Genomic DNA, 13506 nt, shown 5'->3' with positions numbered 1-13506 from the left:
TCAGACCCTTCTTGCGGAGATCGCATCACAACCGACGGCGACAATTGCAGGATGGAATTATATTGGCGGCGTACCGCAGACGGCCCGGAAAACAGGATTTTTTCGCGCTGTTCCTACCCGGAAACCCACTCTCCGACTTCTCCCGTGGCGGCGATTATGCGTATATTGCCGGGCGGGGCCAGAGAAGGATTGTGCTATCATGGGTGATTTTGTGCTGCAGAATCTTCTCGACTTCGGACCGGCAAGCCGCACCGTGTCGCTGCCCAGGGGGCGCCAGAGCCTGCATACCATGCCGACCAGCAGCGGGTACGAGATCAGGCGCGGGGGAGATTATGACTGGGACGGGCGCAAGCGCGGCCTCGCCCCCTTCACCGTGCTGCAACACACCATCGGCGGGCGGGGAAACCTGCGCTACGAGAACCGGACGATGCAGGTTCGACCGGGCGAAACGCTGCTCCTGCTCGTTCCGCACAACCACCGCTACTGGCTGGAAAGGAACGAGACCTGGGCGTTCTTCTGGATTTCAATGAATGGAGAAGAGGCGCTGCGCATCCACCGCTCGATCCTCGCAATGACCGGTCCCGTCCTGCGCCTGCAGCCCGAAACGATCGACCAGCTGGCCCACTGCTGCCACCGGCTGGTCACCGGCGCGGAGACGCCGGGGGCGGCGTCTGCGGTCGCTTACGAGGCTGCGATGGCGCTCTACGACGACGTCTTCGGCTCCCACCCGACCTTCGCCCAGGAATACCGCGCCCTGCAGCATGTCCTCAGCCATATCGAGAGCCACCTCGACCAGCGTCTGGCGGTCGGCGAGCTCGCGGCCGTCGCGGGCTTGAGCCGCGCACATTTCTCGCGCATCTTCACCGCCAGCGAGGGCCTGCCGCCGGCGGAGTTCGTCCTGCAGAAACGCCTTCGGCGCGCGGCGAAGCTGCTGACGAAGGCGGCTGAAATGCCGATCAAGGAAGTCTCCGCCCTCTGCGGTTTTGAGGATCCGAACTACTTCTCCAAGGTCTTCCGCCGGCTCTACGGCACGAGCCCGAGCGATTTCAGAACCAGCGGAATGTATGCGAGCGTTGCAAGCCCGGGGGCGGCCAAGAGGCGGCAAGTCGCCCCGGCCGGCTGATCTGGCGAGCCGGCCAGGGCGACCGAGAGGACGGCCGCCGGCACGGTCAGAAGCGTCGGGAGAAGGTTAGGTCCAGTCTCTGGCTTGCGAGGCCGCTACCGTCCACCGTCGCGCGATATCGGCCGGCAACGCTCCCTTGCCCGGACGACACGAGCGTCATGCCAAGGCCGACCGACAACCGATTGCGGCTCTCGTCCGAACCGGGGATCCCGTAGTCGGTCGGCCAACCGCCATCGGCGTAGCCGACGACGGTGTCTCCCGTTTCAGTGAAGTCGTGCGAGAAGTCCAGAGAGAGTTCCGGCGTCAGCACTGCGTCCTCAAGGTCGATGTCGTAGCCGAGCGAGAGCCCGACCGTGCCAGTCAGGCTGTCGATCTCCTGGCGTCCTATCGAGGCATTTTCCCAACCCGCTCCGCTCTCCTCGGTGCTGTCGAGAACCGAACGTGACGCGGCGAGACGACCATAGGACGAGATGCTCACATCGCCGACGGACATATCGTAGCCGCCACTGACGGCGGCGTAGAATTGCCGACCCGTGCGACTGGCCACCGCCTCCGAACCGCTCACCGAGGTCACGCGCAGGGAATCGAATTCCAGCCGTCCAGCCCCGACGAGCCCGTCCAGGAAAAATCCGCCGCCGGGCTGATAGAGACCGTAAAGCGTGACGCTCATCGCCTTGTTCAGGCTTGTCGTGCCCATGTCGCCGATATCGCTACGGTCACGCGAATACCCGACAGCAAGGCCGCCGATGATTGTCTCCGACAGGCGATAATCGAGGCCGGCGGTCAGCGCGGCCGTCAGATAGTCGATGCCCCTTGCACCGGTCCCGTCATCCTCGAGTGAAACCGATCCGTTGGTCCAAAAGGCGAGATTGCCGCCGGCAAGCGGTGTACATCCGGCACCTGCCGAGACGGGCGCACGCCCGCCGGCGCCATCGGTCAATCCGAGGTCTACACTGCTTTCGAGGCAGGATTTCCCGCGCAAGGACCTGAGATGATCGCTCACGTTGTCGATCTGGGTGTCGGCAAGGCGTTTCGCAGCCTTCGCCTGGGCTTCCACCAGCCCTACGAGATCGGCATCGGCGGAGAGATCGTCCCTGGGGCTGACGCTGAACGTCACTGTCGCAGGTGAGGACGTACCCGCGGCACTGGTCAGTGTGTAGGTCGCGACCGCGGTACCGGTGAAACCCGAACCGGGGGTGAAGCGCAAACGGTAACGCCCTTCCCTGATCGCCGACGCAAAGGCGGCCTTTCCATCGGACGCCGCACTGTCGCTGAGAATGATCACTGCCTCACCCGCCGACGGCGGCCAGAGCGAGACGAGTGCTGCGCCGGTGAAGGGCCCGCCGGTCGCGCCGGTCGTCAGGTCAACCGTCGTCGAGCCGCCGGAAACCAATCCCGTGGAGATGGTCGGGGCGACAGGCAGTGCCGGATCGATGACAAGCGTGATCGTTGCCGAAGCGCCGGCGCCATAGCTGTCGGTGACAGCCAGCGTCAGCGGGAATTCTCCCTTAACGGTCGGCGTGCCTGACAGAGTGGCCGTCGACGCATCGAAACCGATGCCGTCCGGCAGGCTGCCCGAGAGAACGAAAACGTAAGGAGCCCCGCCATTGCCGGCGGCGAAGGTTTGCGTGAACGGCTCGGCCTGACGGAGAGAAAGACGCCCGACCGGCGAAATGGAAAGCACCGGCGGCGTCACCGTGACCGTGACCGTCGCGGGAGACGAGCTGCCGGTGGCGTTCGTGGCGGTGTAGGTGAAGCTGTCGGTTCCGGAATAACCGGCCGTCGGCGTGTAGCTGATCGCCGTACCGCTGGCGCTTGCTGTCCCATGGGAGGGCGAACCGGCAACCGCGACGCTTGCCGCCGCACCTCCGGAGAGGTTGAGCGCGATCGGATTGCCGCTGCTGTTGGCGGCGACGGTCGCGCTGGCATTACCCACGACCGGCGCCGCAATCGCGATCGCGAGCGTATACGCCTGGCTGCCCGTCGCGCCGTAGGTGTCGGTCGCGGTGACGGTAAAGGCGTAGGAACCTTGCGTCGTCGGCGTGCCGGAAAGCGCACCGGCGGGGTAAAGCGACAGGCCAGGCGGCAATGAGCCGGCGGTGACTGCAAAGCTGTAGGGCGTCGTGCCTTCGCTCGCAGACAGCGTCTGGCTGTAGGCCACGGCACCGGTTCCGCTCGGGAGTGTCGTGGGCGACAATGTGAGCGAGGGCGGCGTCACCGTGACCGAAACGGTTGCTGTGCTGGATAGCCCGGAAACGGCGTCCGTCACGGTATAGCTGAAACTGTCTGCACCGGAATAGCCGACCGTCGGGGTATAGCTCACCGACGACGTCGAGTAGGTCGCGGTCCCGTGACTTGGCGCTGACACACCTGTTACGCTTTCGCTGCCGGAGACCGGAATGGAAAGAGAAGTACTGCCGCTGTTTGCAGCCACCGTAAGGGACTTCGCATCAGCAGCTGGCGCGACCTTGAGCGTCATCGCCTGGCTGGCGGTGTAGCCGTCGCCGTTGACGGCCTTATAGGTTAAATCCCAGGAACCGGACGCGGTCGGCGTCCCGGAAATCGCTCCGGTGCTGCCATCCAGGCTCAAACCTGTCGGAAGAGAGCCGCTCGCCAAAGAATAGGTCACCACACCGGAGCCGGCATTGTAGCTCGCCGTGACCGATTGGCTATACGCTTCACCTCTTTTGCCGTTCGGCAATGAACTCGTCGAAAACGTAATTTTCGGTTTGACCGTAATGTAGGCGTTGTCCGTATACGTGCCGCTGCCCGTGTCCACGGTGTACATGACCCTGTCTACGCCGAGATATCCGTTGGCCGGCGTATAGATGAGCGAAAAAGCAGCGGTTGGAGCCGTGTCCAGAGTGCCGTGGAAGCCGTCGGGATAATAGAAATACACCGTGTACGCGCCATCGGCGATCGGAATGGTGATGCTGTCACCGTAAGCCGTCTCGTAATAGTGGTCGGCAGCCGTCACCACACCGGGACTACAAAAGAGGGCCAGAAGGATCAGGATAGCCCGGACGAGAAGTTTCCGGGCAGAAACGGGGGCTGGTACGAGCATGACGACCTTCGAGGAATACCGACGCGTGCCGGCGCCCGGAGACGCGGCAAATTCCGTTCGAAGCTAATATCTGCAGAATGCGTGTCGCGGGCGTCCAATAATGGGCCCAAAAAAGACCAGTGGAGTCCGGATCGGCCTGCCTGACGAACGCGGGGCGGAGTGGATCGGAGCCGTCCCGATGGGCCGGCCGGCACGCCTGTCGAGGTCGGAGCGCTCGTCGCACTTCTAACCTTGGATGTCGCCGCCTACGTCACGGGCCGAACCGGGAGAAAACTACCGCACACTTGCCGGCACTCCGCCGTCACTCTCGCCCGGCACAAGCGTCATCGGCCAGAGCAGACGCGCCGGGCGATCGGCATAGGGCTCCGCATAGGCGGGCATCGCGGCGAGCAGCGTCTCGGCAAGCGCTATGCCGAGGTCGCGCAGCGACAGGGTGAAGGCCGTCAGCCGCGGCGACAGGAAATGCGAATGCGGGCTCTGCCGGCCAATCACGGCGATGTCGCGCCCCGGCACCAGTCCGGCCTCGTTGAGCCCACGATAAAGACCGGTCGAACTCACCTCATTGACAAGCAGGATGGCGGTCGGGCGCTCATTGCAGGCCAGCAGATCACGGGCGATCTGGTAGCCACCGGCCTCGTTCGGCGTCGAACGGAAGATGTGTTCGTCGGCGAGCGCAAGTCCGTGACGCACAAGCACCTCCCGACAGCGGTCGACGAAGACATAACCGAGGTTCGCGTCGTCATGGGGCCGGCTCACGGCGATACGGCGATGTCCTTTCGCGACCAGCCGCTCCACCGCCGTCTCCGCCATGCCTTCGAAATCGAGGTCAATCCACGGCTGGCCGACATCGGTCAGGCTTCGCCCGAGCGTGATGAAGGGGATCTTGCACTTGGCAAGCAGTTCGAACCTCGCATCGTGGCGTCGGGTCGCCGAAAGAATGATGCCGTCGGCGAAGCCGCGAGCAACAATCCGCTTCAGGTAGTCGTGCGGATCTTCCTCCGAGGAACAGAGTAACGCAACGAGATCGAGCCCATGGCGGGCAAAGACCGCCTGCACGCCGTCGAACACGCTCATGAAGAAGGTATCGCCCTGCCCGGTGATCTCCGGTCCGGTCTGCATCATGAAGCCGATGACCCCGGTCGATCCCTTGCGCAAGGCCCGGCCCGATTGATTGGCGACGTAACCCAGCGCTTCGGCCGCCTCAAGCACGCGCCTGCGAGTTTCTTCCGCGACATCCGGCTTGCCGTTGAGGGCGCGCGACACCGTGCCGATCGAGATACCGAGCTGCTCGGCAAGCTGGCGAATTCCCTTCATTTCTCCGGATCCTCCCCCGTCGGCCCGGGGGCCGCACCCCTTTCCCTATTGACATAAAACAATTCCTCCGCATAGTATCGTAAACGTTTACGGAAGCCAACCGAGGAGTTTCCGGCTTTCGACTTCGGGAGGAACCTGTGACGTACAAGGCCGTCTTGTGCGGGTGCGGAAGCATGGCCAAAGGTTGGCTGAGAGCGCTTCGCGACACCCCAAGCCTGAGCGAAAGCGTAACGGTCGTCGGCCTGGTCGACATCGACCGTGCGGCCGCCGAGGCGCTCGCCTCCGAGTTCGGTCTTGTCGGCGTCGCCGTCGGCACCGATCTCGAGATCATGCTTCGCCGCACCACCCCAGACCTGCTCTTCGATGTCGTCGTCCCCTCGGCACGCCGTGCCGTCGTCACCGCTGGCCTCGCCCATGGCTGCCATGTGCTGAGCGAAAAGCCGATGGCGACATCGATCGAAGAAGCCCACGAGCTTTGCGCACTTGCCGATCGGGCCGGACGTCTCCACGCCGTCGTGCAGAACCGGCGCTTCATCGCCGGCGTGCGCCGCATTCGCCGGATGATCGAGGAAGACCTGCTCGGCCGTCTGACCGGCCTTCATTGCGATTTCTTCCTCGGGCCCCATTTCGGCGGCTTCCGCGAGGAGATGGACCACGTCCTGCTCCTCGACATGGCGATCCACACCTTCGACGCCGCGCGCTTCATGTCTGGAAAGGAGCCGCTCGCCGTCTATTGCCACGAAAGCAATCCACCCGGTTCCTGGTATCGCCACGGCGCTGCGGCAAATGCCATCTTCGAATTCTCCGATGAGGTGGTCTTCACCTATCGCGGCTCGTGGTGTGCCGAGGGCGGGCCGACGAGCTGGGAAAGCGCATGGCGGATTGTCGGCACCAGAGGCACCCTTCTCTGGGATGGTGCCGACAAGTTCGAAGCGAACGTCGTGGCTGGCACGGACGGGTTCCTGCGCGCCCTCGAGCCGGTGAGCGTGCCGCCACCCGAGAGCAAGGCGGACACCTGCGGCCATGCCAGCGTCCTTCAGAGTTTCGTGGCGGCGGTCCGCAGCGGCAGCCGTCCCGAAACGGACGGCAGCGACAACATCAAGAGCCTCGCCATGGCCTTCGGGGCGATCGACAGCGCCCGTGACCGGCGACGCGTCACTATCGCAGCATAGGGAACAAGCATGACGAACCCGGCAAAATCCATCCGCATCGGGACCATGGTCAGCGCGACCAAGGGCGACGCCGCAAGCCGCATCGGCCAGATCGCCGACCTGGGCTTCGAAAGCTTCGAGCCCTTCTTCTGGCAGACGACCAACGGCCAGGACCTCGCAGAACTTGGCAAGCGTTGCCGCGAGGCGATCGGCGACCGGGACATCACAATTTCGACGCTCGGCATGTTCGGCAATCCGCTCGAGCAAACCGACATCGATCGCCACACCCTGCAGGGCTGGAAGGACTGCATCGACAATGCCCATCATTTCGGGGCCACCTGCATCGCCGGCTTCACCGGCCGCCTGCGCGGCAAGCCGATCCCCGAGAGCCTTCCCCGTTACCGCGAAGTCTGGAGCGAGCTTGCCCGCCGCGCCGCCGACAAGGGTGTCAAGATCGCCTTCGAAAACTGCGCCATGGACGGCAACTGGCAGACCGGCGACTGGAACATTGCGCACAACCCGGACGCCTGGGAACTCATCTTCAACGAGACACCGGATGACCATGTCGGGCTTGAATGGGAACCCTGTCACCAGATGGTCTACCTGATCGAGCCGATCCCGCAGATCCGCAAGTGGGCGTCGAAGATCTTCCACGTCCACGGCAAGGACGCGACGATTCGCTGGGACGTCATCCGCGAGCACGGCATCTTCGGCAAGGAGAAGTTCGTCTTCATGCGCACGCCGGGCTTCGGCGACACCAACTGGACGGACGTGGTTTCCGAACTCCGGCTCGCCGGCTGGTCGGGCGCAATCGACATCGAGGGCTGGCACGATCCGGTCTACCGCGATGCGCTCGAGATGACCGGTCAGGTCCACGCACTCAAATACCTGAAGACCTGTCGGGGCGGCGATTTCGTGTCCGACCCGGCATGAAAGAAGCATGCCGCCCCGCATGGAGGATGAGGGGCGGACTGGATAACCAAGGGAGGAGATCATGGGTATCCGCAGATATGCAATGCTCGCCGCAGTCGCACTCGCTTCCGTGTCGGTGTCGGGCGTGCCCGCTTCAGCCGAAGACGTCACCATCAGCGTCTGGTCGCTCGACCGCGACATCCAGCCGGCGCCGAACCTCATCAAGGACTTCAACGCGCTCAACACCGGCATCAAGGTCGAGTACCGGCAGATCCAGTTCGATGACGTGGTGAGTGAGGCGATGCGCGCCTTTTCAACGGGCCAGGCGCCCGACATCATCGCCGTCGACAATCCGGAGCACGCCCTCTTCGCCTCGCGCGGCGCCTTCCTCGACCTGACCGACATGATCGCGAAGTCGGACGTGGTGAAGGTCGAGAACTATTTCCCCGGGCCACTCGCCTCGACCATGTGGGACGGCAAGAACTACGGCATTCCCAAAGCCACCAACACGATCGCGCTCTATTACAACAAGGACATGTTCCGGGCGAAGGGTCTCGATCCCGACAAGCCGCCGCGGACCTGGGACGATCTCGTTGGGGCGGCACGCAAGCTTACCGACCCTTCAGCAAACGTCTATGGCCTCGCCTTCTCGGCAAAGGCCAATGAAGAGGGCACCTTCCAGTTCCTGCCCTGGGCGCAGATGGCAGGCGCCAGCTACGAGAACATCAATGCCGACGGCGCCGTGAAGGCGCTCGACACCTGGAAGACGATCATCGACGAGAAGCTCGCCTCGCCCGACACACTGACGCGCAGCCAGTGGGATTCGACCGGCACCTTCAATTCGGGCAATGCCGCCATGGCGATCTCCGGCCCCTGGGAACTCGACCGCATGATCGCGGAAGCGAAATTCGACTGGGGCGTTGCCCTGCTGCCGGTCCCACAAGAAGGCGCCGAGCGCTCGTCCGCCATGGGCGACTTCAACTGGGCGATCTTTGCCAGCACGCAGCACCCGCAGGAAGCCTTCAAGGTGCTCGAATATTTCGTCTCGCAGGATAACCGGATGTTCAAGGACTTCGGCCAGTTGCCCGCACGCTCGGACATCGCGATCCCCGAAACCGGCGAGCCGAAGAAGGATGCCGCCCTCAAGGTCTTCATCGAACAGCTCAAATACGCAAAGCCCCGCGGTCCGCATCCGGAATGGCCGAAGATCTCGAAGGCGATCCAGGACGCGATCCAGGCGGCGCTGACCGGGCAGGTCTCGTCGAAGGAGGCGCTCGACCAGGCTGCGGAGAAGATCAAGGCCGTTCTCGGCTGAGCCCGCGCAGTCCGCGCTCCGGTTCTTCACGATCCGGGAACCGGAGAGCTTCTGACATCAATCTTTGCAATGCGTTCCTCCCGGAGGGTCGTCCCGCGCGAATGCGGGGTGCTCCCGGCGGAGGCGGAGAAGGAAATGAAGAGACTTCTTTCCAGCACCATCGACGGCCGGGGCTTCGACATCGCACTCGTTGCGCTGCCGCTCGCCTTCCTCCTTGCACTCTCCGGCATCCCGCTTCTCTACAATGTGCTGATGAGCTTCCAGGAGGTCGACATGTTCAGCCTCGGTACACTCTGGCGCCCCTTCGTCGGCTTGAGGAACTATCGCGAACTCTTCGCGCAGCCTGAGACCTGGCCGATCCTCGCCAATACCGCCGTCTTCGTCACCGCCTCGATCGCCGGCCAGTTCGTCATCGGTTTCGGGCTGGCACTCTTCTTCTGGACGAATTTTCCGGGCGCCTCCTGGCTGCGCGGGCTCTTCCTCGTCTCCTGGGTCATGCCCGGGCTCGTCGTCGGCGCGATATGGAACTGGATCCTTTCGGGCGACTTCGGCGTCCTGAACTTCCTTCTGCGCGAATGCGGGATCATCTCCGGCAACATCTTCTGGCGCTCGGACCCCAACTATTCGCTCTGGGCGGTGATCCTCGCCAACATCTGGCTCGGGACCTCCTTCAATATGATCCTGCTCTCGGTCGGGTTGTCATCAATTCCGGGCGACCTCTACGAGGCCGCTGAACTCGATGGCGCAAATGCCTGGCAGCGGTTCTGGACGATCACGCTGCCGATGATGCGCTCGACGATCGGCGCAATCATCGCGCTCGGTCTCATCTTCACGCTGCAGCAGTTCGATCTCTTTGCGGCGATCACCTCCGGCGGGCCGAACAATTCCTCGAACGTCACCCAGTACTGGGCCTGGGACATGTCGTTCCGCCAATACGACTTCGCCAAGGGTGCGACGATCTCGGTGATCATGATCGTCTTCGTAATGATCGCCTCCGTCGTCTATGTCCGATCGACACGCCACGAGGTGCGGGGATGAGCGACACCCTCCGCGAAAGACTGGTGCTGGGCGCGGCGGTCGTGCTCGCCGCGATCTATCTCTTCCCGCTCTACTGGATGTATGTCACCGCGCTCAAATCCGGCTCGGCGATGTTCGCCAGTCCACCGGATTTCTGGCCGCATGACCCGCAATGGCAGATCTACGGCGAGGTCTGGGAAAGCCGGTCCATGGGACGCTACATCTGGAACTCGCTGGTGATCGCCTGCGGCGCGGTTTCCGTCATTGCGCTGCTCGGCACCGGTTGTGCCTATGTGCTCGCACGCTACCGCAATGTCTGGATCGACGTCGGCCTCCTTCTCATTCTGATGCTGCAGGTACTGCCCGCGTCCTTGATGATCACGCCGATCTTCGTCGGCTTCTCGCAGATCGGGCTTCTCTCTTATCCACGGCTTGCCGTGGTTCTGGCGATCGCCGCCAAAAGCATGCCCTTCTTCATCATCCTCGTGCGCGCCACGTTCATGAGCGTGCCGCAGGAACTGGAGGAGGCAGCACTCGTCGACGGCAATTCCCGCATCGGCGCCTTCTTCAACATCGTCCTGCCGCTTGCGAAAAACGGCATCCTGGTCAGCGCCATTCTCATCTTCATGCAGGCCTTCGGGGAGTTCGTCTATTCGAAGTCGATGATCCAGGCGGTGGAACTCCAGCCGGCCAGCGTCGGCCTTAACAGCTTCATGGGCCCGAACACCAACGAGTGGAACAAGATAATGGCCTACGCAACCATCTATGTGACGCCGATCCTTGCCGTCTTCGTTCTCATGCAACGCCGCATCGTCTCCGGCCTGACTTCGGGAGCCCTGAAATGACCGCCCAGATCGAACTCTCCGGCGTTAACAAGCATTACGGCGCCTATCACGCCCTCAAGAACATCGACCTTTCCATCCACAAGGGAAGCTTCACCGCGCTTGTCGGCCCCTCCGGCTGCGGCAAGTCCACGCTCCTGCGCTCGCTTGCGGGTCTCGAGAGCATCTCGACCGGAACATTGAGGATAGCCGGCGAGGTCATGAACAGAGTGCCGCCGCGCAAGCGCGACGTTGCGATGGTCTTCCAGTCCTACGCGCTCTACCCGCACATGACCGTCGAGCAGAACCTCACCTACAGCCTGCGCATCCGCGGCACGCCGAAGGCGCAAGCGAAGAAGGCAGCCGAGGAGGTCGCTCAGACGACCGGTCTTTCCCACCTGCTCGCGCGGTACACGCGCGAGCTCTCAGGCGGCCAGCGCCAGCGCGTCGCCATGAGCCGCGCGATCATCCGCCATCCGAGGGCTTTCCTCTTCGACGAGCCGCTTTCGAACCTCGACGCGGCGCTACGCGTGCACATGCGCAAGGAAATCCGCGCGCTCCACGATCGCCTCGGTGCAACGTCCGTCTATGTGACCCACGACCAGATCGAGGCGATGACCATGGCAGACCACGTGGTCGTCATGCGCGCCGGCGTCATCGAACAGCAGGGCCGCCCACTCGACCTCTATGACAGGCCCGTCAACAAGTTCGTCGCCGGTTTCATCGGCTCGCCGGCAATGAACTTCATACCCGCAACCGGCGGCGTCGATGGGCACTCGCTCGTTCTTGAACTCAACGGACGACAGCATGTGGCAACCGACGTTCGAACCGCACCCGGAAAGAAGCTGACATTGGGTCTCCGGCCGGAACACGTGACGATCGTGCCGCGCGGCGAAGGCATCCTCGAGGTGCCAGTCGCGATCGTCGAATCCACAGGATCGGCAACCTACCTCACCACGGCCACGTCACCGGAGCTCGTGGTCGTCGTTAACGGACGGGCAGATATCGCCTCCGGCGACGTCGTCGGCCTCGATTTCGCGTCTTCGCAACTTCACATCTTCGATGCGGAGACGGATCAGCGGCTCTGACTGGACCCTTTGGCTGAACCACGGAGCCGGCGTCTCAGCAGGTCCTAATTGCACGCGCACAGGCCTGAAGCTGTTCGAAGGCCCGGAAGCGCCTTTCGTGTGTCTCGGCGATCGTGCTCGCGGCCGGTTCGTAAGTTCCGGAGACGCCGCTCAGCGCCTGCATCGCAGCCGGCATGTCGCCGAACGCCCCGGAAGCGACCGCGCCGAGGATTGCCGAACCGAGGAGCACGGGCTCCTCGGCGCGCGGCGCCACGACCGGCTTGCCGCAAGCATCGGCGAGAAGCTGGCGCACGAGTTCGCTCTGGCCCGCTCCGCCGCTGATCACCACGCGCTCGACATGAGCGCCGGCTCGCGCCTGGGTCTCGATGATCTGACGCAGCCCGTAACCAATCCCGCAGAGACCGGCAACATAGAGCGCGATGAGGTTGTCGAAATCCCGTTCCATCCCAAGCCCTGCGATCACCGCACGGGCATGCGGATCGGCAAACGGCGCCCGGTTGCCGAGGAATTCCGGCACGACGTGGATTTCGCCGGCGAGATCGACCGCATCGGAGAGCCGCGTGGCCTTGCCCGCCGCCGCTTCGGCCATCAGAACGGGAAGGGCAATGCCACGCTCTCGCGCTTCAGCATTCGCCTCCGCAGCGGCCGGATGGAAGGAAAGCAACTGATCGATTGCCGCACCGGCGGCACTCTGCCCGCCCTCGTTCAGCCACATGCCGGGCACCATCGCCGAAAAATAGGGGCCCCAGACACCGGGCACGAAGACCGGCGCCTCGGTCGATGTCATGGTGCACGAGGAGGTGCCGAAGACATAGGCGAGGTTTTCGGTGGGACGCCCGCCGATACCGACCGTGCCGATGCCGCCGGCATGGGCGTCGATCATGCCCGCCGCGACCGCGGTTCCCGGCTTCAGTCCCATCGCGCGGGCGGCGTCTTCCGTCAGCCCTTCGCCAAGTCGCGTGCCGGGTTCGACGATCCGCGTTCCGACGCGGCCGAAGCCTTCGGCGGCGAGTTCAGGAAGGCCGATCCGTTCGAAATAGCTCGCGTCCCAACGCCGCTCGTGTGCGAGATATGTCCATTTACAGGTGACAGTACAGGTCGAGCGCGCAAGTTCACCCGTCGCCTTCCAGGAAAGGAAGTCGGCGAGGTCGAAGAACTGCCAGGCTCGTGTGAAGGTCTCGGGCCTGTTCTCCTTGAGCCACAGGATCTTCGGCGTTTCCATTTCCGGCGAGATGCGTCCGCCGACATAGCGGAGGACCTCGTGGCCGAGAGCATTGATCCGCTCCGCCTGCTCGACCGCCCGGTGATCCATCCACACGATGATGTCGCGGTCCGCATGCCCGGAAGGACCGACTGCGAGCGGAACACCACCTTCCCCGAGCACGACCAGCGAGCAGGTCGCGTCAAAACCGATGCCGATGACCGTAGCGGGATCGACCTTGGCAGAGGCGACGACCTCGCGAACGATGGCACAGACCGCGTTCCAGATCTCGGTGCTCGACTGCTCGACGATCGCGCCTGCCTCGCGGAAAAGCGAAATGTCGCGTTTGGCGACGGCGAGCATGTTGCCGGAAAGATCGAAGAGCCCGGCACGCGCACTGCCGGTGCCCACATCGATGCCGATGACGTGGCGCGCCTCTCCTGTCGCTGACATGGTTTCCTCCTCGGTCATCGTCATGGCTCGAAACATCGAATGATCAT

Annotated in this window: 10 protein-coding genes; 7 read left to right on the top strand and 3 right to left on the bottom strand. The window is 63.6% G+C overall.

Annotation, left to right across the window (positions count from 1 at the left end):
- The first annotated feature begins 199 nt into the window (after window positions 1-199).
- Complete coding sequence (locus tag ACM6UT_RS11065) at window positions 200-1123, top strand: AraC family transcriptional regulator (protein WP_416797395.1); 924 nt, start codon at window positions 200-202, stop codon at window positions 1121-1123.
- A 46-nt stretch (window positions 1124-1169) separates the two neighbouring features.
- Here the strand turns inward: ACM6UT_RS11065 and ACM6UT_RS11060 are convergent, their stop codons facing one another.
- The gene (locus ACM6UT_RS11060; protein WP_416797394.1) at window positions 1170-4187 is read right to left on the bottom strand and encodes an autotransporter domain-containing protein; all 3018 of its coding nucleotides are present in this window, start codon (window positions 4185-4187) and stop codon (window positions 1170-1172) included.
- Window positions 4188-4460: 273 nt separating this feature from the next.
- A complete protein-coding gene (locus tag ACM6UT_RS11055) occupies window positions 4461-5501 on the bottom strand; it encodes a LacI family DNA-binding transcriptional regulator (RefSeq protein WP_416797393.1) in 1041 nt (346 codons plus the stop codon).
- Between the two features lie 137 nt (window positions 5502-5638).
- Here ACM6UT_RS11055 and ACM6UT_RS11050 point away from each other — a divergent pair, with 137 nt between their 5' ends.
- From ACM6UT_RS11050 to ACM6UT_RS11025, 6 genes are all read left to right on the top strand, one after another.
- Window positions 5639-6673 (top strand): Gfo/Idh/MocA family protein, encoded by a 1035-nt coding sequence (locus tag ACM6UT_RS11050; protein ID WP_416797392.1) that lies wholly within the window; start codon window positions 5639-5641, stop codon window positions 6671-6673.
- Between the two features lie 9 nt (window positions 6674-6682).
- Entirely contained in the window at window positions 6683-7585 is a 903-nt protein-coding gene (locus tag ACM6UT_RS11045; RefSeq protein WP_416797391.1) for a sugar phosphate isomerase/epimerase family protein, read from the top strand.
- Between the two features lie 61 nt (window positions 7586-7646).
- The gene (locus tag ACM6UT_RS11040) at window positions 7647-8879 is read left to right on the top strand and encodes an ABC transporter substrate-binding protein (protein WP_416797390.1); all 1233 of its coding nucleotides are present in this window, start codon (window positions 7647-7649) and stop codon (window positions 8877-8879) included.
- A 135-nt stretch (window positions 8880-9014) separates the two neighbouring features.
- Entirely contained in the window at window positions 9015-9917 is a 903-nt protein-coding gene (locus ACM6UT_RS11035) for a carbohydrate ABC transporter permease (protein ID WP_416797389.1), read from the top strand.
- Window positions 9914-10741: a carbohydrate ABC transporter permease gene (locus ACM6UT_RS11030; protein WP_416797388.1), complete on the top strand. Its 828-nt coding sequence runs from the start codon at window positions 9914-9916 to the stop codon at window positions 10739-10741. Before ACM6UT_RS11035 ends, ACM6UT_RS11030 begins: the two co-directional genes overlap by 4 nt.
- Entirely contained in the window at window positions 10738-11805 is a 1068-nt protein-coding gene (locus ACM6UT_RS11025; RefSeq protein ID WP_416797387.1) for an ABC transporter ATP-binding protein, read from the top strand. The genes ACM6UT_RS11030 and ACM6UT_RS11025 overlap by 4 nt, the downstream gene beginning before the upstream one ends.
- Window positions 11806-11839: 34 nt before the next feature.
- Here ACM6UT_RS11025 and ACM6UT_RS11020 read toward each other — a convergent pair whose 3' ends face one another.
- Entirely contained in the window at window positions 11840-13459 is a 1620-nt protein-coding gene (locus tag ACM6UT_RS11020) for an FGGY-family carbohydrate kinase (RefSeq protein ID WP_416797386.1), read from the bottom strand.
- Window positions 13460-13506 lie beyond the last annotated feature (47 nt).

The organism is Ciceribacter azotifigens (assembly GCF_048159625.1).
GTDB classification, from domain to species: Bacteria; Pseudomonadota; Alphaproteobacteria; order Rhizobiales; family Rhizobiaceae; genus Allorhizobium; species Allorhizobium azotifigens.
This window is presented reverse-complemented; position numbering and strand designations above follow the sequence as displayed.

Bases quoted from the DNA above. Each gene is read 5' to 3' on its own strand.
- ACM6UT_RS11030 (WP_416797388.1), top strand. From the start codon at position 9,914: ATGAGCGACACCCTCCGCGAAAGACTGGTGCTGGGCGCGGCGGTCGTG.
- ACM6UT_RS11045 (WP_416797391.1), top strand. From the start codon at position 6,683: ATGACGAACCCGGCAAAATCCATCCGCATCGGGACCATGGTCAGCGCG.
- ACM6UT_RS11025 (WP_416797387.1), top strand. From the start codon at position 10,738: ATGACCGCCCAGATCGAACTCTCCGGCGTTAACAAGCATTACGGCGCC.
- ACM6UT_RS11035 (WP_416797389.1), top strand. From the start codon at position 9,015: ATGAAGAGACTTCTTTCCAGCACCATCGACGGCCGGGGCTTCGACATC.
- ACM6UT_RS11020 (WP_416797386.1), bottom strand. From the start codon at position 13,459: ATGTCAGCGACAGGAGAGGCGCGCCACGTCATCGGCATCGATGTGGGC.
- ACM6UT_RS11040 (WP_416797390.1), top strand. From the start codon at position 7,647: ATGGGTATCCGCAGATATGCAATGCTCGCCGCAGTCGCACTCGCTTCC.
- ACM6UT_RS11065 (WP_416797395.1), top strand. From the start codon at position 200: ATGGGTGATTTTGTGCTGCAGAATCTTCTCGACTTCGGACCGGCAAGC.
- ACM6UT_RS11055 (WP_416797393.1), bottom strand. From the start codon at position 5,501: ATGAAGGGAATTCGCCAGCTTGCCGAGCAGCTCGGTATCTCGATCGGC.
- ACM6UT_RS11060 (WP_416797394.1), bottom strand. From the start codon at position 4,187: ATGCTCGTACCAGCCCCCGTTTCTGCCCGGAAACTTCTCGTCCGGGCT.